The organism is Flavobacterium sp. RSP49, assembly GCF_003968735.1.
Lineage (GTDB): Bacteria > Bacteroidota > Bacteroidia > Flavobacteriales > Flavobacteriaceae > Flavobacterium.
On the sequence record NZ_RYDN01000016.1, the window covers coordinates 1 to 22,636 of the forward strand.

The window sequence follows — 22,636 nt, forward strand, 5'->3', positions numbered from 1 at the left end:
TTAAATCTTTTTTTGAAAATAAATTTTCCTTTTGATCTAACTAACTTGCCAGTATTTTAAAGAACTTCTAAACCATTACCTCTCTATAATTATATTCTAATTAATGTTCGGTGAACTTGTTTGCGGGTGCAAAACTAGCACCTTTATTCGCTTTTACAAGCTTTTTATTCCCTTTTTTTTAAACTTTTCTTAACTTTGTCTTTAACTAGCTGATATCTCGTTTTTTGAAGATCAAAGTTTTTTAAATAATCCTAATTCTTAACTCCCCTTTTAATCCGTTTCAATCCTAAATCACCTTTTTATCTATCCTCACAAAGCTTTAATCTCCATTCCCTTTTTTTGAAACCTATCCAAATCACGCTTTATTGCACTTTTTATGCCTTTGGCTCTTTTTTCTTTACTGAAAAATATCGCATAGAGCCTTTATCCTAACAAAAGATCGCAACGGATTAAAAGGTTTTCTCCTATATAATGTAAAGTCTAAATTCTACTATTGCTTTTATATCCTATATATAAGGTATCATGCTAAACAACTAAATATTCTGGTTTTATTATCTTCGCGTTAGGGATAGTAGTGGAAAGTCAATAAAAAAACTGAAATTGCATCATTATTTAGTCAGCAGCATCTTTTAAAAGTAGTAAAACAATCTCAATAACAAAAAATTCATGTCGTTAAAAATAATACACACCGCCGATTGGCATCTTGGACAGACCTTTTTGCAAAAATCAAGAATTGAGGAACACACCTATTTTATCGATTGGTTGTTAAAAACCATTCAAACGCAGGTTATTGATGCTATTATTATTGCTGGGGACATTTTTGATGTTTCGAGTCCTTCAATTGAAGCCATAAACAAATATCATTATTTTTTGTTGGAGGCTTATAAACTCAAGGTACAAGTTATAATTATTGGTGGCAATCACGATTCAGCGTCTCGATTAAATTCTTATAAAGATATTTTCAAAATTTTAAATGTAAGTATTGTCGGTGGCGATCTTAACAATGTGGGAGAATTAATCCCAGTTTACAAACGCGGAACAACAAATGCCGCAGCCGTTATTGCCGCAGTGCCTTACCTTCGTGATGGTGATATTCGTAAAATTATCGAGGGCGAAACCGTCAATGAAGCCCATGGTTTATTTACAGCGGAAGTAAAAAAGCACTACGATAATTTGTTGAAACAAGCAAAAACGAATTATCCAGGTGTACCCGTTATTGGCACGGCGCATTTGTATGTAACCGGCTGTATTCTCAGTGAACCCGCCGAAAAAAGAATGCATTCTTTGGTGGGGACACTCGGACAAATCCCATCGAGTGTATTTTCATCCGGATATGATTATATTGCAATGGGGCACATTCACAAACCTCAGATGGTCCAACATCCGGATAATGTGATTGCCAAATATGCCGGTTCCCCAATTTCGCTCAGTTTTAACGAACGCAATGATCTTAAAGAAATAACTGTTTTGACGATTGCCGATAATAAAATAGCACATGAATCTCTGCCGATCCCTTTGCAAAGGAGCGTGATACGATTTGAAGGAAAGGCTGATGAAATTATTGAAAAAATAAAATTACATGAACATTCACAAGTATTGCCAACTTGGGCAGAAATCATAATTACTGAAGCTGTAAATTATATTGACTTTAATAACAAGATAAATGATTTATGTATTGATCGAAAAATAGAAATTTTGAACCGAACTACTAAGTTTACCCCAATTAATAATCAATCAGTAAGAGAAGAATATATTGCCGGTACCGATAATAATCCTTTGGATAATATCCCAAAAATCTTTACTATAAGATGCGAAAAAAAAGGAATGAATGAAGAAAGTATTGCCGGAATAATGCCGTTGTTTATGCAGATATTGGATGAAATTAATAACACACATTAGGTTTTCAAAACATTTTTTGACCCAAGCGATAAACCACCGGCAAAGCATTACAGAATTCTGTCCGATTTCAATAAAAAAATAGCATCTTCTTATGAAATCGCTATGATTCCAAATCACAAACAGGAATGAAGAATGGCGATACCATATTCCTTTAAAAAGCAAATATTATCTTAGTATGAAAATTTTAAAAATAAACATCAACAACATACAGTCTTTGAAAGGGGTTCAACCCGAAATTAATTTTACCGATGGAATTTTGGCCCATGCAGGTTTGTATGCTATTACCGGTCAAACAGGAGCCGGAAAATCGACCATTTTGGATGCAATTACTTTGGCGTTATACGGTAAAATAAATCGATATGGCAATGACAAACCGAGTTCTGAAATAATCACCCGCAATCAAAAAGATGCTTATGCAGAGGTTACATTCGAAGTAAATGACATCGTTTATTTGGCCAGATGGGCAGCTTCATTCAATAAAAATAACAAAATAAATGCGACGGATGACAGAAAATTGTCTAGAAAAGAGAATGGTGAATTTCGGTTAATTGCCGAAAAAGTATCAAACGTCAATCCAATGATAGAAGAAATTATTGGGCTAAAATACGAGCAATTTACCAAATCCATTTTATTGGCTCAAAATAATTTTTCAGCGTTTTTAAAAGCAAAACCGGATGAACGTGCCGAAATGTTGAGCAAAATAACGGGGACACAAATTTATGAAGAAATCTCGAAGAAGGTTTTTGAGCATACAAAAGCCTTTGAAACTGAAATTAATAACCTAAGAGCCACCATAAACGAAAATATTTTAAATGAAGAAGAATTAAATGCTATTGCCGTTTCATTTGAAGAAAAAGAAAATACGATTAAGGAAATAGAACCAAAATTAACCCGAATTCTAGCGGAAATTGCTTGGTTAGCGGCTGTTGAAAATACGAAAACAGAAATAAATCGGCATAAAAATTCGCTTGAATTGGTGAAACAACACTTTTTAGATAATATCGAATTATATCAAAAATTAGATCATTACAGCAAAGCAAAGCTAATAGAAAGAGATTGGCTAGCTTTTCAAAACAGTGAAAAAGAGTGCGCTAAAAATACAGTAAACACGCAAAGAACGATTGATGAAATTGAAAGTTTAAATAAAATTTTGGCTACCATTGCACCCGAATTAGAATCTGCAATCAAAAAACTAGAAGAAACTCAAAAAGAGCAATTACTTAAAAAACCATTAATTGAAAGTGCCAAAACAACTTTTGGAGCGATTGCAAATAATAATGAAACCCTAAAACAAAATGCTAAAGATTTAGTAACAGCAAAAAGCAATTTCGATTCAAACCTAGAAGATTTGAAGGCTCAAACATCCAAAAAATCAATCTTAGATTCTGCAATTGAACAGAACCAAAAAACCATTGTACAACATGAAAAATATGGCTCATGGGAAACAGAGAAGGGAGCTGTGATTTTAAAACGGCAGGATATTGAAAAATCTCAAAAAGAAATTGAATCGTTTAATATTGAAAGTTTACAAAAACAGATTTCTGATTATGATACAAAAAATATTGGGATAGAAAAGTTATTGCAAAACACAAGACACGAAAACACTACATTAAAATCGGAAGTTGATTTATTAGAATTACAAAAAAAGGATTCAGATACCTCAGAAAATTTGTCGAAACTAAAAGACAATACAAAAACCGATTTAGAAAACTGGAAGAAATTATTAGAGTATTTTCCAAAATTAGAAAGTCAAAATGATCAATTAAGACTAAATTCTGCCGAATTAATTACCGCTAATTTATCCAGGGAAACTTTAGAAACAGCAATTTTTGACAAAAAAAAATCGCTGGGGATCTTACAAGAAAATAAAAACTTAAAACAGTTATTGGCGAGTTTTGAGGAACACCGACACAATTTAAAAGAGGACGAAGATTGTCCGTTATGCGGTTCTAAAGAGCACCCTTATGCCATGAATTTACCTGAAATATTTTCTAAAAATGATATTGACGATGAAATCAAAAATCTAGATTACGAAATTAAATTAAAGGAAAATGAAAAGGAAGAAGCTGTAAAAAAAGTGGCAAGTTCCAGTCAACAAATCATAAACACGAATGCAACTATTGCTGAAATTCAGGAAGCTACTGCTAAATTAAAATACGTTTTACAAGTTGAAAAAGAGTTGAAAATGGAGGATATTGAAGCTGCAATTCTCAATTTGGAAGCTGAATTTGACTTTGTTCAAACCCGGATTAATAAACTATCGGAATTGAATGCAGCTTATGACCGTGTTAATAAATTGTATTCCAATAAAACCAGCCATTTAAATGAAATTCATTTGTCCGATACTGCATATCAAACTGCCAAAAAACAAATAGACGAAAAGGAAGTTAACATAGCCGAAAATTTCGCTTTTATAAAAAAGATATTCTATTCATTTGATGAGAATTTAGAAGAAAATGACATCGCAGCCGTTTCTGAAATCGGCAAGAAACTAGGGGACAATTTAAGAAAACTGAATGCCGGTAATGAAATTTTAAAAGCCAATCAGACTGAAATTGTAACCGTGAACAATGCCACAACGGCGTTTTCAACAAAAAGTACCAGCTTAGAAGAGAGTGTTTCAAAGTATATAAAAGAAGATGAAGCGCTTAACACTAAAAAAGGTTTGCTAGAGAATGAATTTAGAAATCAAACGGCCAATTTTGAATTAAAATCACCACAAGAGGAAGAATCCCGTTTGCAAATTAAAGGTAAAACGGAACAAGATTTGGTAACCAAATGGAAAGGTAAAAAGGAAATCACCTTGGCTTCCATCAAAAACAAACACGTTGATGTAGGGCAATTGGTTGCCGAAAAATCAGAACTAGATGATGTATTTCGTTTGGCTACAGCCCAATTGAATGATAAGCTGACTGAAAATGGTTTCGAAAACAGTGTCCAATTACAAGAAGCATTAAACTTAGAAAACAGTGCTTTGTTAATTGCACAAAAACAAACATTCGAGACTAAAAAACAACAAATCGAAGGAGCATTGAATGCTAATTTACTCAAACAAGAGGAACTCAATTCAAATCCTTTAACAGCTAAATTAGTAGAAGATTTAAATGTCGAAAAAGTGGCTTCAGAGCAAGAAAAAACAAAAATAAATCAAGAAATTGGACAATTAAAGGAACAAATTAATAATGACAATAAAATAAAAGAGGAAAATCAGCTGATAATTGATGTAATCAAAACAAAAAACAATGTATTCCAGAAATGGGATTTATTAAATAAAACGGTAGGTTCTTCTGATGGCAAAGCTTTTAAAAAATTCGCTCAAGATTTTACGCTTTCCTTATTGGTACAACACGCCAATAAGCATCTAGAAACCATGTTCAACAGATATGAACTTTTTAAAGATGACACCTCAGATGAAATGGAATTGCAAATAAAAGACAATAACTTTTTTGGGGAAATTCGCAATATTAATTCGCTTTCTGGTGGTGAAACTTTTTTGGTAAGTTTATCGTTAGCGTTAGGATTATCCGACCTTGCGAGTAAAAACACTAAAATCCGTTCTTTATTTATCGACGAAGGTTTTGGATCACTCGATCCTGAGAACTTGAACAATGCATTAGACACGCTGGAAATGCTTCGCCAAAATGACGACCGCCAAATTGGGATCATCTCGCATGTGGAAGAATTGAAAAAAAGAATTACCACTCAAATTCAAGTAAAAAAATATACGAGTGAGTTTAGTACTATTGAAATTGTGGATTAACAACCACGTATTAGTACCAGAATTAAACCTATAATTTTGTCGCAAATATCTCGTATTTTTGCGACAAAATAATACGATTCAAAATGCTGCCAATGCGCGCTCTTTCAATTAATCCTCTGCTTCTGCTGTTTTTGAAATCCACTGATTCTCGATTCCCCATTTTTTATTTGGTACAGCAGCAGTTTCAAGGATCAGAGTTCCTCCTTTGCTAATCTCCTCTTGTGTCAACCAATTTCTGTATATTGGCTGGCCGTTTAATTGAGCTGATTGGACATAAAAGTACTCTTTATTATAATTAGACACTTGTATGTGAAATGATTTTCCATTTTCCCAATTTAATTTTACGGACTCAAAGATTGGAGCTGTCAAATAATAAATGGGGCTGCCAATATTTGCTGGAGACAGACCTATACTTCGCATTACAAACCAAGAGGACATCGTACCGGCATCATCATCCATAGTGCGGACATAGGCTTGGGGTTCGTTTTTATAGATCCTCCCAATATAGGAATCAATTCCCTTGCTATTGTCATTAAAATAAGCCTGAACTACAGTATCCAACATAATATTCCGAAACAGTTTTTGTGATTTCCAGGGTTGGGAACTCGCATTATACAGTCCCGGAACTTGTAAATCCGGCTGATTCGCATGGTTGTAATTGTCCTCCGCAAAAAACTGGTCCAATTGGTTTAAAAAGGGAGTTTCTCCGCCCGTTAATTTTTTGAGACCTGATACATCAAAAGGAACGAACCAGCGATACTGCCAAACAGTGCCCTGATACATTCCGCGAGAAGGCATTTTATCGATATCTTTCTGGGATAAATCAGCGAAATCTTTTTCCCAATAGTGCTTATATTCTAACGCTTTATTCAAATACTTGGCACTCAAAACAGAATCGTTGGTGATTTTCAGAATTTCAGAAAGCGCCCAACTGTCATACGAGGATTCCAAAGCCTTATCAGGTGCATTATATTCCAAACGATCCACTTCGGCGATTAAGGAATCTTTAATAGCATTAAAATTTACAGGATATCCTTTTTTGTAGCCGTCCAATAAGACAACAATCGCATGTTCCGTTCGTACTGTAGGGGAAGATTCGTGTTTTGTAGCCCAATTATTCTTCCCATACGGATACAAATTTGCAATAGAATTTACAATAGGTCCAAAACGTTCTGGATAGGCTAGTGAAAGCATAGGCAATTGTTCGCGATAATTATCCCAAATAGCCCAACCGCTGTAGATTGGACTTGTAGATTTTTGAATGGATCCATCAATGGCTTTATAAGTACTATTGGTTTCCGAAACTAAAAACGGTGCTTGTAATCCGCGGTATAAAAGGGAATAAAATAAAGCTACCCTATCTTTTTCACCCTCAACTTCTATTCTGTTCAAATGATGCTCCCAAACTGCCGCAGTTTGTGAAGCCAATTCTTTCAGGGAAATTACTTCTATTTTTGCTTTGGCGAAAGCCGTACTTACAGAGGAAAAACCAACACGGACTCCCATTTCCGTGGCATCTTCGGGCGCAGTAATACGATATTGATGGTCAGCTGTTTTTATAATTGTAACCAAATTAGAGAATTCCAACACATAATAAATACGATATATTCCCTTGTCACAAGTGGTTTGAGTATCTATCCAACCACTAATACTTTTGGTTCCAATTTCATGCGCTTCGGCAACAAATCGATTTACAAATGCATGAGATAAATCAATATGCAGCCCTGCTCCTTTTCTAGGAAATTCATATTGATGGAGTCCGAAATTTTGTTTTACACTCATTTGGGCCTGAATCCCATTCTCAAAAGCTACTTTATAAACACCCGGAGAAGCTGATTCCTGTTTTTTGAGTAATTCCGTTTTGTCATCTCCATCTAAAATAGGTTTTATCAAAAGATTTCCTCCACTTCCCAAACACCCGACTCCTTCGATACGGCTGTGGGTAAATCCTAGAAATTCTTTTGCTAAATGCTCATAACCCGAATGAATATGAGGATAAGTTTGCGGGCCAATACTCATCATATTGAAGGGAGAAGAAGCAGCTGGAGACATTTGTCCATGATCTCCTGAAGTACCTAAAAAGACATTTACTTTTTCTACTGTCGAAGAGGCTAAATTAGCGCTATTATTTCTTAAAGGCTGGCAAGCTACTGTAACGATTGCTAATCCAAGTACGAGTATTTTTTTCATGGTATACATTTACGGATCTAGGGGATCAATTGGATTTTGATGCAAAGATTCCACATTGGGTAGAAATTCTATCGCAGTCGAATTTAGTCTTTTTAAAATAACTGCAGGCAAATAACCCAATTCTTCCATACAACGCGCATTAAAGTTTGGATTTCCAACATAATCGCTATGATTCGCATTTGTTACTACAATACTTTTTTTGTCAAGAGGCATTTGATACCCAATCATCAATCTGGTTGCATTACGCAAATTAGTTGTGGTGTGCCGGGCAAAAGGATCAATTAGAATATTTTCTTCAGGAATATGATGCACATTCATCAGTTCTTTTTTCATTTCGATCGCCTCACAATAAGTCGCTCTAAAAGGATGGGCATGACCTCCAGAAACAATGATTAGTGGGGCTTTCTTAGCTTCATATTCCAATACTCCTAATTGCAAATTTAATTTTCCAATGGCAGACAATCGGTCTTGATAATTTTCCGGGCCGTTACCTAAAATTAGAACAGAAGCATAATCAAAAGCATCGAAATTAATTTGTTTTATATGAGCGATTGCTTTCTTGTTCTCCTTTTCCTCCAAGGGTTCGTAGCGTTCCACCTCATCCCGATGGTTCATATACATGAGTGCTAAGCTAAAATCTAAGCTTTCCTGAAAAAACAGGGCATTCTCTTTCGGCTTCTTATTATGAAGAAAATCTGACCACATAAAGACCGATCCTTTATAAAATTCAGACTGAACGTCATAAGAAACCGAATCCATTTTAGCATATTGCGGTGCTTCCCCAAGACCATATACCTTCATGATACGATTCATCCCCTGAGCACAAAGTTGCCATGCTTTCAATAATAATTCCGTATCGGTACTGTTTTTAAAATTTTCGTATTTCCCAGAAGAACGCAAATTATTTTTTACAAAATCTTGAAGTACCTTTTCGTCTTTCATCAAAATTTGAAGTTCATCGACAATATTTTTAAGTTCTTTTTCTTCAAATTGATACCCACTAATCAAGCATGAAATGCTGTCTTTGCAGGACGTTAGTTTGTACCCAATTTCTTGCTGCTGATTCTCAAAAATTGTTTTGAAAAAACTATTCTTTTCCAGCAGTTGACTAACGGCTTTATCGTTTTGAATGGCAGTCAATAAATAAAAATTCTTGTCCTGAATCACCGAACCTGAAATAGACGAAACATACCCCAATTCAAATCCTTTCGCTTTTTGGCAATAGCCTGAAATAGTTACAAACGCTAGTACTAAATAAATTATTTTTCTCATCTTTTTGTATAAAAAATTGGGCAACCTGGTCGATTGCCCAATTTACTTAAATTTATTTTTAAAAACCGTTATTCTGAGTTACTGTGCCTATTGGCAGTGCATCAATATACCGCTGTGGAATTGGGAAATATTCGTTTTTCCCTTTGGTAAAGAACGCATTTGTCAAATGCGTTCTTCTTATTTTTTCGACTTTCAAATAGGCATTTAGAACAGTATCTGCTTCTCCCCATCGAACCAAATTAAAGAAACGGTGGCCTTCCATAGCCAATTCTAAACGGGTTTCTAAATGTACAGCAGCTCTTGCGGTAATTTTATCAGTCCAAATAGCGTTATAAGATTTAATATTGTAGTTTGCTGCGTTTGCGCTTCCATCTAAAGTCTTTACATAAGTAGAGGTAGCAGCACGATTCCGAATTTGATTCACTAAAATTCGCGCATCATCTATTTTTCCAATTTCAATAGCGGCTTCTGCTCTCCATAAAACAACCTCAGCATATCGAAGAATATAATAATTCAAAGCATTTACATACGGCCAAACAGTAACATGAAAAGCAGATTTAGCAGAAACAATTCGCTTTTTAGGAGCAAATGCCCCGTAAGTTGCTAAATCTCTTGCCCAGCTGTCTTGGTATAAAATGCCTAAATCTTTGTAAGGGATTCCCGGACGGCCTATTGTGACATCGATACGTGGATCTACATTATCACTGGATACAACGTTGATGTTGTTTTCCAATGGCAAACCGTTAGCATCCGTTTTAAAGGCATTCACAAGATTCTGTGTAGGACGGTGAAAACCATATTGGGAATAAAATGGACCTCCGGGAGCTGATAAGCGATCTCCAATACTCCCGTTATACGAACTAGGTTGACCATCTTTTACAGAATGCTGTATCGCAAAAATAACTTCCTTATTATTATCATTTTCCGGCAAAAAGAGTTGTTGAAAATCAGCCAATAAACCATAATTACTACTCATTATTTCGGTCGTAGCATCATAGGCTAATTGCCATTTGTTTTGGAAAACATAACATTTAGCCAAATAAGATTTAGCTGCGATCTTGGTTGGTCGCCCTAACTCTGTTTGTGTAACGGGTAGATCGGCATAGGCCAATTGAAAATCGGTTTCGATTTTAGTCCACAATTCCGTTGAGCTGAAAGTCGTATTGGATTTAGCGTAATCAGCTACTGTAGCTGCCGTTTCATCAATATACGGGATACGATTGTATATTTTTTTTAACTCAAAATAAAAATGTCCTCTTAAGAATCGCAATTCTGCCATTCGTTTAACTTTCAAACTGGCTTCAAAATCAGAAGAAGCATTTAACAATCGCATGGCTTCATTTGCCCGTTTCACCCCTTCGTACAGTGCCACCCATTTGCGTTCTATATCCAACGTGGTCGAGTTTTCATTGTAAATCTCCATTTGGTGAATATTGTTCTGATCTCCAGTTCCTCCACCGCCTTTATAACTGTCATCCGAAGTGACATCTCCAAAACTCCAATTCGAACTGGGTGAATTAAGGGCATTTGAGGCTCCGTCAATTTGTCCGTTTAAAACGCTGTAGGCGGATATAATGGCGCGTTCTACATTAGCCGGCTTCGTCATTTCGGAAGGATCAACTTCACCGTATGTAACTTCTTCTAAAAATGTATCAGAACAAGAACTCATTTGAAGTCCTAAAGCCAGAAAAGCTACTATTTTTATTGTGTTTTTTATTCGCATCATTTTTAAATTTAAAAGTTTAAATTACAGCCAAAAGTAAATGTTCTTGAAGTGGGATAAATTCCTCTATCGATACCTATATCAAGATTTCGGTTGCTTGAAGAATAACTTTGCAGCCCAATTTGTGGTGTCAAACCGCTGTATTTGGTAATCGTAAATACATTACTCGCCTGTCCATACAAACGTAATTTCATTCCGGCTAGAACTTCTGGAGCAAAAGTATAACCCATTTGTAAATTGTTTAGTTTAAAATACGAACCATCCTCTACATAATACGAAGAAGGTCGAATGTTGTTATTTCTGTCATCTAAAGACAATCTTGGAATAGAAGAATTAGGATTGTCAATCGTCCAGGCGCCTAATAATGCACTGTCTTTATTATAAGCAGCCTGATTAAAGAAATTAGTTTTGTATTTTGTCAGATTATAGATGTCATTTCCAAAACTTCCGTTAAAAAACATTCCTAAATCAAACTGTTTGTATTTCAAATTGATATTAAAACCCAACATGATATCCGGATGGGGAGAACCAATAAAAGCTCTGTCATTATTGTTAATTACTCCATCACCATTTACATCTTTAAATTTAAGATCTCCTGCTTGCGCATTGGGCTGCATCCCATAATCGGCAACTTCTTGTTGACTGCGAAATAAGCCTTCGGAAACAAATCCATAAAAAGATCCAATAGGTTGCCCAACGGCACTTCTGGATATTTCCTGACCAAAATTTACTGTATGCAGGGAAGAACTAGGAATTCCCAAATAGGGAACACTGTTCAAAGTGGTCAATTCATTTTTGTATCCCGTCAAATTCAAAGCAAGATCATAGGAGAAATTACTAATTTTATCGGCATAATTTAAATCCAATTCAAAACCGTGGTTTTTCATTTGCCCATCATTAATCCATTGTCCGTCATTTGTACCTCCATAAGTTAAAGGAATTACATTATAAACGAGAATATCATTAGTCTCTTTGTTGTAATATTCTGCCGTTACATTTAATTTATTATTAAAAAAACCAAGATCCAATCCAATTGTTTTTTGAGTCGTAGTTTCCCAAGATAAATTCGCATTCGAAACTCTCGTTTGTGTCAATCCTGTTGCAATCACATTTTGCCCTCCAATGGCATAATCAGAATAATTATTATTGTTAGAATAACTATCCACCGTAGAATAGGACGGTAATTCTTGATTGCCGGTTTGTCCCCAACTCGCACGAAGTAAAAAGGAAGTAAATGTGTTTCCAAAATCAAAAAATTCTTCCTTGTCTAATCTCCATCCACCAGAAATTGCAGGAAAGGTACCCCAATTATTATTGGCTAATCTAGAAGTCCCATCTCTTCTAACTGTGGCACTAACTATATATTTTTGATTAAAATTGTAATTCACTCTACCAAAATAGCTGTTCAAAGCCCATTCATTTGCAGTTCCCATATTTAATTGATTTTCGGTGCCATAACTTAAATATCTGAAATTGGGATCTTCATAAAGGAAATTTTGACGAGAAGCACCAAAACCCTCGTAATAATATTTAATCGCTTCTTGTCCTAAAAGCACATCCAGATTGTGTTGACCAAATTGTTTTTGGTAATTTAAAGTATTGGATATCGTAAGTTGATAATTAAAACTATTGCTTGTAGTTAAAGCATTTTTAACATTTTGTGAAAGAATCTCATTAAAAACAGGTGAAAAATTCCTGAAATTATAATTTTGAAAGTCCAGTCCCAAAGAAGTTTTAAATGTAAAATCACTAATTTTTACACTGGCAAACACATTTCCTAAAGCCTGAATTCGCTTTTGTTTGTTTTCTTTGGCCCGCGTTAAACTGCCCAATGGATTCGGAATATCATTGATTGGGTTACCCGCAAAATTTCCGTTGATATCATACACCGGAACAATAGAAGGAAACTGTAAGGCATTGTAAACAATACTTCCCAAAGAGCTATTCGTTCCTGTTGCAACTTGCTCCGAATAAGAAGCCGTAAAATTTTCGCCAATAGTCAGAAAGTCTTTTACTTTATAACTAGAATTAAATCGTGCCGAAAAACGCTCAAAACCAGTATGCTTTATAATTCCTTCCTGATTAAAATAACCAAGTGTAAAAGCGTGTTGACTTTTTTCATCTCCTTTTGACAATGATAAATTATAGGAATGAACTGCTGCAGGTCGCATGATTTCATTAATCCATTTCACATCACCACTTGGAATCGTATTGGCAGCATTGAGAAATGCCGGTATTGTAGGCGAATTAGGATTACTACCATAGATCCCGCTTGATGGAACTTTCCCGTCATTTTTAGTTGCTTGCCAAAGTAAGTCTCCATACTGTTGCGCATTCAACATAGTAGGCAAATTAAATACCGATTGAACACCGGAATACCCATCAAATTGCATTTCAGTTTTTCCAGTTTTACCTCCCTTTTTGGTGGTTATAACGACAACTCCATTAGCCGCACGAGAGCCATAAATAGAAGACGAGGCAGCATCTTTTAATACTTGAAGTGTTTCTATGTCGGATGGATTGATTCCATTTAAACCATTGGAAGCAGGAACCCCATCAATAATCACCAACGGATCATTATTGTTAATAGTGCTAAACCCGCGTACCCGAATAGAAGAGCCTCCGCCTGGGCTATTGTCACTCATGATTTGAACACCCGGCAAACGGCCTTCCAGCATTTCAGTTACATTCGCTTTAGGCTGTGATACAATCTCTTTCATTTTTACAGACGATACTGAACCGGTAACATTTCGTCTTTGTTCTGTTCCATACCCCATAACAACAACTTCGTTTAATTGAGAAGCCGATTCCGAAAGCATTACTTTTATTTCCGTCTGGTTTTCAATATTAATTTCTTTGGTCTCAAATCCGATATAACTCACCGATAAAACCGTTGTATTTGCTGGAACACTAATCGTGAATTTTCCGTCAAAATCCGTTGTTGCAGTGATCGTGGTTTCTGCTACAAAAACAGAAGCTCCGGGTATTGGCAAATTAGATTCGTCTAAAACCACTCCTGTAATTTTTCGGTTTTCCTGATTCTTTTTTGTCGTGCTTTTTGGAGTAATCCCAACCAATTCTTTGACTAAAACGCCATTTTTAGTGATCTTAAAATCAAGACTCACCTTAGTTTTCAAAACGGCTAATACCTGATTTAAATCTTGGTTGTTGATGGTAATAGAAATTTTCTTTTGAAGAAATTTTTGGTCGGACATATAAATAAACCTATTGTTTATTTGTCGTTCTATAAGAGTAAAGGTTTGCTTTATGGAAACGTCTTTTAGATTTAAATTGATTTTCTCTTTTTTGACTGCAATCTCTTCAATAGCACTTGTATTTGAAGTCTTTGAATAAGATATTCCATTACCAAACAGAAGCAATAAGGATACCGTTAGAATAATTTTTTGTTTCATTTTATCTGTGATTATTTATTGTTTTTTACAAACCAAAACTGATTTTAGAATAGTTGGTTTTCTATTAATTATTAGATGGAATTAAGCAACCCTCTTTTTTTATAGGATTCTAAAGCCCTACTAATATATTTTAGGGCAATAGCGATATGATTTTCAACCGTTTTAGGAGTGACGTTTTGAATTTCCGCAATTTCTTTGTATTTTAGACCATCGATTCTACTGAGTTCAAATGCCTGACGTGATTTTTTAGGAATAATATCTAATATTTCACGTATCAAATTAGTTTTCATTTCTTTTTGTTCATTTTCAATAATCTCCTGCTCCCTACTGGGCGAAAATATAGAGTTTATAGTTTTTGTTTCTTCGATTTGTTGGTGAAATGGCTCTGATTTTCGTATTTTTTTTAAACTATTTTTCACAATTACATAGATGTAAGATTTAGGGTTTTTAATTGTATCAAGAATGTTTCTATTGGTCCACAACTGAATAAAAATATCAGCCACTTTTTCTTCAACAAGGCACGAGTTCGATTCATAACTCATTCCAAAACGACATAAAGGCGTGTAATACCTTTTAAAGAAAAGTTCCATCGCCTCGTATTGACCGTTCTGAATTTGCTTAAATAAATAATCGTCTGAAAAGCAATCACTACTAGCCATTTTTGTTGCATTAATCTTCATGGTACTTGGATATCTCGATGTTGTTTTGAATAGTTTTTGTGATGCTTACCCCTGAAATAAACTCCAGAGACGTTATAAATTCATCAATTGTCTGGTTTTTAAAAGCTCCTTTTATATGCTGATTTGCAATAGTAGCATCCTTAATGATAAAATTTACTCCGTAGAATTGATTAATTTTTGGGAGTGCATCTTCAAATTTTTCATCATCCAATATAAGTATATTGTCTTTCCAAGCAGAAACCTTATTCACATCAAAATTTCTTTTGATCACTAACTTGGTTTTAGAATTCCACACTACTTCTTCATTTGGCAATAGGTTAATTTCATCCTTACTTTCTTTAAGCAATACGTTTACTTTTCCTTTTGCCAAAGAAACAGTTTGATCAATGGTATTGCTACTGACATTAAATTCTGTTCCTAAAACTTTCACATCAAAACCATTTGTATGTACAACAAAAGGAGAATTAGTATTCTTCGTAACTTTAAAGAAAGCTTCCCCTTGCAACCAGATAGCTCTTTGTGTACTGAAATCACTGGAATATTTAACTTCACTGCCTGAATTTAAAATAACGGTGCTGCTATCCGGCAACTTAAAAGTTAGCCGCTGCCCTTTAAGGGCAATTTTATGATTGGTATACCCGGAAGGAGTCATTCCTATAAAATAAAAACCCAGACAAAAAACCATAAGAAAAGCCATAGCAAAAACAGCCTTCTTTTTGATAGAAATTTTTACGGATTTTATCTTTTCTGGTTTATTATATTTAGTGATGATTTCCTCAAAAGAAATAGTTCGTATAGGCACTTCACTATTGGGATAATTCATCCAAATGGTTTGAAAATTTTCAAAAACTGCAAGGAGATCATCATCTAAAGAAAGCTCAATTTCAAACACAGATCGCTCTGCTATAGACATTTCGTTGGCAAGATACCGCACACATTTTTTTTCTTTCTGACTAACATTCAACATAAAAAATTCTCTTTATTAATAGGAGTCAAAATAAGAGAAATACCCCTAGTTTTCAATACCATCAAATCGACACGATATCGTTAATGAATTGTTAATTGTCCGGTTTAAATCAGCTTCGAATAGCTGAGCTTGAGAGAACACGCAAAGTCACAGTACTAAAAGAGATATCAAAAAAAAAGCAATATCCTTCATTTATGAAAAAGATCCATGATTAATACTTTCAAAAGAAACAACGAAAAGATATTTCCCATTGAAAAAAGCCTATAGTATTGCAACTAGGACAATGAATTTATCACCCTTGGAAAAGCCATGTCTTATTAGCGTGGAAAATAGTAAATAAGGGACTTAAGTACTACTAGAGATATTAAAAAATACTTCCATTTCATAAAACGGAACAACATAATAAATAAGGTTTTAACAGTAAGACATTCATTTAACTTCTTTTTTTATCGGACAATAATGGCTACTTTTATAAAAATTATTCAGGCTAGCCTACCACCAAAAAAAATGAAATGAAATTAACCAACCTATTTTTCACACTGCTGATCGTATTTACTAATACCAGTTTTAAACCGGTACCCGCGCAAACGATTGTACCAACAACTGTTCAAAAACCTAGGGAATTGTATCAGCTCAAAACCTATATTTTCAAGACAGAACAACAAGAACAAACAACTGACAAGTACCTAAAAGAAGCCTATTTGCCGGGATTAAAAAAACTGGGAATCAAAAATATTGGGGTATTCAAGTTAAAACCAAACGCCACAGATACCTTGAAAAAAATTGTGGTACTGATTCCGTTTTCCACTTTGGAACAATTCCTTGCACTTGACGAAAAACTAGCTAAAGACAAAACCTACTTAACTGAGGGATCAGCCTATTTGAATGCGGTTTACAATGAACCTTCATACTTGAGAATAGAATCCGTTTTGTTACAGGCTTTTTCAGACCATCCTTTCCTGACAAAACCCGCTTTGAACAGCACAAGATCCAGTCGTGTATACGAATTGAGAAGCTACGAATCAGCCACAGAAGCGATTTACGCCAACAAAGTAGCCATGTTTAACGGAGGAGGAGAAATAAAACTCTTTGATCGATTAGGTTTTAATGCAGTTTTTTATGGCGAAGTGATCTCTGGTCCCAAAATGCCAAACCTTATGTACCTCACTACTTTCGCAGATCAAACAAGCCGAGAAGCACATTGGAAATCTTTTGTAGATTCGCCGGAATGGAAAGCCCTAATTGCCATGGAAAAATATAAAAATAATATTTCCCACATCGACATCACTTTTTTGTATCCAACTGATTATTCTGATTATTAGTTTTGCGTCTAGACATCTTGCAAAACCAACTACAGGTGGTTTTCTTTTAATCCTACATAGAAACCAAAAAAAAATAAAATACCTCTCTTATTTTCTGTTGAAATTTGGTTTAATGTTCAGAGGTCTTTCCTTTATGAAAACGGCTATGAAAACTCAGGTACAAGACCTAAAAACGGTTAATGCGCCTTAAATTGATATCAAAAATTTAATGCAATATTTTTTTGATTTTATACTAACTTTCCTTTTTTAAATTTTGACCTTTGTTTACTTATTCCATTTGTACTTGAAATTGCAATTCTGATTTAATTTGGTTATTTTTAGCCACAAAATAAAACCACTTTTGAAAAAATATTTAAAGAAAAGTTTAAAAATTTTCCTTTGGATAATAGGATTCCTACTTCTATTGTTCTTAGTCTTGGTTGTGGCCATCCAAACTCCGTCTGTTCAAAATTATGTCAAAGAAAAAGCAGTAACCTATCTGGAAGGAAAAATCAAAACTAAGGTTACTATTGACCGAATAGAAATTGGATTTCCAAAAAAAATAATGCTGCAAGGTGTTTATTTTGAAGATCAAAAAAAAGACACCCTTTTTGCCGGAGAAAAACTAGCTGTAGATATTAGTCTTTTTCAATTGATGAATAATAAAATCGAAATTAATTCCATTCAGCTCGAAGGCATCACCACTAATTTGAGTCGGGATTCAAAAGCAGTTTTTAATTTTGATTATATCCTGAATGCATTTGCCTCGCCAGAGGAACAAAAGAGCGATTCGCCACCCATGCAATTCTCTGTATCCGAAATTAAGCTCGACCGAATCCAGTTAACGTATTCCGATGCGATTACAAAAAATTATCTATCTACCAATCTAAATCACCTTGAAACGAAAATTAAAACTTTCGATTTAGAACAAATGAATTTCGAAATTCCAAAGGCTAAAATCAACGGACTACACTTTAAATTAAAACAAGGTTTGGTTCAGAAATCCGCTGCTAAAGAAGTTCCCACAGGAAATACACCGGAACCCGTTTTCAAATTAAAACTAGGAGAAATTGATTTTGCAAAAATTGATTTTGATTACCAAAGTGAGGGAACAAAGTTATCTACTGCTTTTTATTTGAAAAAACTAGTAGCTAAAATTGACCGGTTGGATATCAATAACAAATTTGCACTCCTTGAAAGTATTGAATTATCGGGTCTAAAAGGAGCTTTGGCTTTTGGTAAATCAGAACCCGTTAAAACTAAAAAAAATCCTGCTTCGGAAGAAGGCAATAACTGGCAAATCAAAATCAAGAATACGGAAATCAAGCGAGTGGATTTTAGGTATGACAACAACAATGTTGCGGCTGTTGCCAAAGGCATGGATTACAATCATTTGCATCTTACTAACTTAAACCTACAAATTGATGCCATAAATTACGGCCCAACTAATATATCTGGAGTAGCTAATTCCATGAGCGTTAAAGATCATAGTGGTTTGAATATCCAATCCTTTAACGCAGAATTTTACTATGGCAAAAAGAATGCGTTTCTCAAAAAACTGTATTTAAAAACACCTCAGACAGAATTGAGAGATGAAATCAGAATTGGATATCCATCTCTTGCCGCTTTGGCTGATACTCCGGGAGAATTGGGTCTGATTGCTTACTTGAAAAAAAGCAAATTGGGTGTCAAAGATGTACTGCTCTTTGTACCAACTTTAGCAAATACAGACCCATTTAAGAGTAATCCCAATGCCATCTTGCTAATCAACGGTGACATAACCGGAAAATTGAGTGCTATCACATTCCCATCTATGGAGATTAGCGGCATTGGTACTACAAAAGTAGCAGCAAGCGGCAGCATAGTAGGTTTGCCAGATGTAAATAAAGCCTATTTTGACGTGAATATCAAAAACTTACAATCAGGATCCAAAGATTTTATTGGTTTTTTACCCAATGGAACAATCCCAAATTCGATCCTGCTGCCTCCGCAGTTCAATGCCAAAGGAACGTTTAAAGGAACCATTGCTAATTTCTATACGAACCTGAATCTGTCAAGTAGTTTTGGTACTGCCAAGATCAAAGCGGCGTTGAATCAAAACAGAAAAAATTTCGAGAAATATGATGTTCAAACCGAGTTTACAAATTTTGATTTGGGACGCTTTATCAAAAATGATTCCATTGGAAAAATCACTCTAAAAGCAAGCGTAAAAGGAACTGGATTTGATCCAAAAACAGCCAATGCCTCCTTGAACGGCAACATTCTAAAAGCAAATTACAACAAATACACCTATCAAAATTTAAGCTTAAAAGGAAACGTTCGCAACGGAAATTTCAATGCTACTGCCTACGCAAAGGATCCTAATTTAACGTTTGATTTAGTGAGTAACGGAAGCTTTAGAGACAAATATCCTACCGGAAAATTAAAACTGAATGTGGATATTGCTGATTTAGAAAAACTAAATCTCCATGCAGGACCACTAAAAATAAGAGGCGTTGTAGATGCTGACATTCAATCCGCAAATTTAGATTATCTCAACGGAAGTGTAAGTGCAAACCGCATAAGCATCACTAATGCAACAGAACAATTTGAGATAGACTCGATCACTCTTGTTGCAACATCTACTACTCAAAAGAATACATTATTGCTGAGTTCCTCGCTTGCAAATGCAGAAATAAAAGGAAAATACACGCTGTCTAAAGTTGCTACAGCATTAACAAACTCGATTGCTAAATATTATGACAAGAATCCTACTGCTAAAAAAACAGTGGTAGGAAAGCAACAATTTGCTTTTCAAATTGGTATCAAGGACAGTCCTCTTTTAATAAAATTAATTCCTAGCATAAAAAGTCTGGAACCCATTAGCATCAGCGGAAGATACAACTCTCTCAACGACTCAATTGTTCTTAATGGCGCTGTTCCAAAATTAATTTATGGAGAAAACACGATAACCAATGTAATTTTCAAACTAGACACACAAGCAAATGCACTTGTTTACAGCTTAATTATAGACGACATTCAAAACAAACAAATTCAGCTCCCACATACGAGTATTACAGGAAAAGTAGCGCAAAATATCCTGGATTACACCTTACAGCTGAAGGATGCAAAAGACGCAGAACGATATGGCATAAGCGGAACACTAAAAGCGGCAAACGGAAATAACGAAGTTCGTCTTGACCCCGCTAAACTACTGCTGAATTATGAATCTTGGACAATAGCGGATGCTAATTTGATTCGGTTTGGCAAAAAAGGAATTTACGCAGATAATTTCGAATTGAACAATAACGGCAGTAGCATTCGCATTCAATCACAGTCTGAAACTCCTAATGCGCCGATCACTATTGATTTCAAAGATTTTGACATTAAAACGATTACGAGTTTTGTGGAGAAAAAGGATTTACAACTGAGTGGTAAGATCAATGGAAACGCAGTGGTGAAAAACACAACCACATCGCCCGTTTTTACTTCGGATTTAAATATTGAAAATTTTACGTTCAAAAAAGATACCATTGGAACTATCAGTATAAAAGTAAATAATGCCATTTCCAACCAATACGATGCTGTTGTTGCTATTACAGGTCAGGGAAACCAAGTCAAATTAGAAGGAAACTATAAAATAAACAACAGTAGTTTTGATATGAATCTGGATATTGAAAAGCTGAATTTAAAAAGTATTCAAGGTTTTACGTTGAATAATATCACTGAAAGCACCGGTTTTTTGAATGGGAATTTTAAAATCACTGGGAATACAAGCCAGCCCAAAGTAATTGGAGAATTACAATTCAATGAAATTGGTTTCAAAGCCACGCCGCTCAATTCTAAATTTAAGTCGTTAAATGATAAAATTATCTTTACTGAAAACGCTATTGTTTTTGACAATTTCATTATCAATGATGAGAGAGACAATGATTTAGCCATCAACGGAAAAATTGACAGTGCCAATTTTAGTAATTTTGGGTTCGATTTAGCCCTGGATGCGGATAACTTCAAAGCGGTCAATTCTAAAGCGAAAGACAATGATTTGTATTATGGGGAGCTGTACTTAGACAACCATTTAAAAATAACAGGAAATTTAGACAATCCTATTGTCGAAGGAACCATACGTATTAATAAAGAGACTAAATTCACTATTGTTTTGCCCCAATCAGATCCTTCAATAGCTGATAGGGAAGGAATTGTAGAATTTATTGACCAAGACAATCCAAAATTAATGGAGACCATTGTTCTGGAAGAATTCAGCAGTGAATCCACAATAAAAGGGGTTAACGCATCCGTAAACATTGAGGTAAACAAAGAAGCTGAATTATCAATGGTAATTGACAAAGCCAACGGGGATTTCTTGAAATTAAAAGGCGAAGCGCAATTAAACGGAGGAATTGATCCTTCAGGAAAAACAACGCTGACCGGACGCTATGAATTGTCCGAAGGGAGTTATGAAATGAACTTTAACGCCATCAAAAGGAAATTTGACATCAAAAAAGGCAGCTACATTCTATGGACAGGAGAGCCCACAACTGCTGATATTAATATAACTGCAATTTATAAAACAGAAGCGGCTCCAATTGATTTAGTCAATGACCAATTAGGAAGTGTTACCACCGAAGTGAGAAATACCTACAAACAAAAAATCCCTTTTGAAACCGCATTAAAAATGAATGGTGCTTTGCTCAAACCCACTATTTCATTTGATATAGTTTTGCCAGAGGGGAACAATAGTGTTTCAACAGAGATTATAAATACCACTCAGGCTAAACTGACCCAATTGCGTCAGCAACCTGATGAGCTGAACAAACAGGTTTTTGCCTTACTGCTCTTGAATCGATTTATTGGAGAAAACCCATTTGCCAGTCAATCCGGCGGAGCAACCGTTTCCTCACTGGCCAGAGAAAGTGCCAGTAAAATTTTATCCCAACAACTGAACAACCTCGCCGGTGATTTAATTCAAGGAGTAGAGCTGAATTTTGATCTGAATACGTCCGATGATTATACTACCGGGCAACGCGAGAACAAAACAGATCTTAATGTAGGCATTTCAAAAAAATTGCTGAACGACCGATTGAAAGTTACTGTTGGCAGCAGCTTTGGGATTGAAGGGCCCCAGCAAGCCAATCAAAATACCAATAATATTGCCGGCAATGTTTCCTTAGATTATCAACTCTCAAGAGATGGAAGGTATAAAATGAGAGCCTACCGCATAAACAAATACCAAGTGGCGCTGCAAGGGGAAGTCGTCGAGACTGGAATTGCCTTTATAATCACTTTAGATTATAATAAATTCAAAGAATTATTTACAAAAAGTGAAGCGAAGAAAGCAAAGCAAAAAAATAAATAAAAGTTTTTTTACCATTAAGAAATTAGACCAATTGATTTTCCTTAATAAAAACCTAATCTCTTAGTGGTTTAATTTTTTTTAATAAATAATAAAATT

10 protein-coding genes are annotated in these 22,636 nt (G+C 34.9%); 4 read left to right on the top strand and 6 right to left on the bottom strand.

The window, feature by feature from the left end; translation table 11 throughout:
• Nucleotides 1–666 precede the first annotated feature (666 nt).
• The gene (gene sbcD, locus EKM02_RS09310; protein ID WP_126454473.1) at nt 667–1,899 is read left to right on the top strand and encodes an exonuclease subunit SbcD; all 1,233 of its coding nucleotides are present in this window, start codon (nt 667–669) and stop codon (nt 1,897–1,899) included.
• A gap of 175 nt (nt 1,900–2,074) precedes the next feature.
• Entirely contained in the window at nt 2,075–5,659 is a 3,585-nt protein-coding gene (locus EKM02_RS09315; RefSeq protein ID WP_126454475.1) for an AAA family ATPase, read from the top strand.
• Between the two features lie 108 nt (nt 5,660–5,767).
• Here the strand turns inward: EKM02_RS09315 and EKM02_RS09320 are convergent, their stop codons facing one another.
• The 6 genes from EKM02_RS09320 to EKM02_RS09345 form a co-directional block, all read right to left on the bottom strand.
• Nucleotides 5,768–7,849, bottom strand: a complete 2,082-nt coding sequence (locus tag EKM02_RS09320; protein WP_126454477.1) for a glycoside hydrolase domain-containing protein — start codon at nt 7,847–7,849, stop codon at nt 5,768–5,770.
• Between the two features lie 9 nt (nt 7,850–7,858).
• A complete protein-coding gene (locus tag EKM02_RS09325; protein WP_126454478.1) occupies nt 7,859–9,121 on the bottom strand; it encodes a YdcF family protein in 1,263 nt (420 codons plus the stop codon).
• A 58-nt stretch (nt 9,122–9,179) separates the two neighbouring features.
• Nucleotides 9,180–10,844 carry a RagB/SusD family nutrient uptake outer membrane protein gene (locus tag EKM02_RS09330; protein ID WP_126454565.1) on the bottom strand — a complete coding sequence of 555 codons (1,665 nt, stop codon included), beginning with the start codon at nt 10,842–10,844 and terminating at the stop codon, nt 9,180–9,182.
• Nucleotides 10,845–10,855: 11 nt separating this feature from the next.
• Complete coding sequence (locus EKM02_RS09335; protein ID WP_126454480.1) at nt 10,856–14,257, bottom strand: SusC/RagA family TonB-linked outer membrane protein; 3,402 nt, start codon at nt 14,255–14,257, stop codon at nt 10,856–10,858.
• A 71-nt stretch (nt 14,258–14,328) separates the two neighbouring features.
• Nucleotides 14,329–14,916, bottom strand: a complete 588-nt coding sequence (locus EKM02_RS09340) for a sigma-70 family RNA polymerase sigma factor (protein WP_233589397.1) — start codon at nt 14,914–14,916, stop codon at nt 14,329–14,331.
• Between the two features lie 10 nt (nt 14,917–14,926).
• A complete protein-coding gene (locus EKM02_RS09345) occupies nt 14,927–15,904 on the bottom strand; it encodes a FecR family protein (RefSeq protein WP_234423171.1) in 978 nt (325 codons plus the stop codon).
• 512 nt (nt 15,905–16,416) lie between these two features.
• On the opposite strand from EKM02_RS09345, the gene EKM02_RS09350 reads away from it, so the two are divergent.
• Both EKM02_RS09350 and EKM02_RS09355 read left to right on the top strand, forming a co-directional pair.
• Nucleotides 16,417–17,226 (top strand): NIPSNAP family protein, encoded by an 810-nt coding sequence (locus EKM02_RS09350; RefSeq protein WP_126454484.1) that lies wholly within the window; start codon nt 16,417–16,419, stop codon nt 17,224–17,226.
• 340 nt (nt 17,227–17,566) lie between these two features.
• A complete protein-coding gene (locus EKM02_RS09355) occupies nt 17,567–22,540 on the top strand; it encodes a translocation/assembly module TamB domain-containing protein (protein ID WP_126454486.1) in 4,974 nt (1,657 codons plus the stop codon).
• Nucleotides 22,541–22,636: the final 96 nt, after the last annotated feature.

Coding starts and splice junctions, on each gene's coding strand:
- sbcD (WP_126454473.1), top strand. CDS start 667: ATGTCGTTAAAAATAATACACACCGCCGATTGGCATCTTGGACAGACC.
- EKM02_RS09315 (WP_126454475.1), top strand. CDS start 2,075: ATGAAAATTTTAAAAATAAACATCAACAACATACAGTCTTTGAAAGGG.
- EKM02_RS09320 (WP_126454477.1), bottom strand. CDS start 7,849: ATGAAAAAAATACTCGTACTTGGATTAGCAATCGTTACAGTAGCTTGC.
- EKM02_RS09325 (WP_126454478.1), bottom strand. CDS start 9,121: ATGAGAAAAATAATTTATTTAGTACTAGCGTTTGTAACTATTTCAGGC.
- EKM02_RS09330 (WP_126454565.1), bottom strand. CDS start 10,844: ATGCGAATAAAAAACACAATAAAAATAGTAGCTTTTCTGGCTTTAGGA.
- EKM02_RS09335 (WP_126454480.1), bottom strand. CDS start 14,257: ATGAAACAAAAAATTATTCTAACGGTATCCTTATTGCTTCTGTTTGGT.
- EKM02_RS09340 (WP_233589397.1), bottom strand. CDS start 14,916: ATGGCTAGTAGTGATTGCTTTTCAGACGATTATTTATTTAAGCAAATT.
- EKM02_RS09345 (WP_234423171.1), bottom strand. CDS start 15,904: ATGTTGAATGTTAGTCAGAAAGAAAAAAAATGTGTGCGGTATCTTGCC.
- EKM02_RS09350 (WP_126454484.1), top strand. CDS start 16,417: ATGAAATTAACCAACCTATTTTTCACACTGCTGATCGTATTTACTAAT.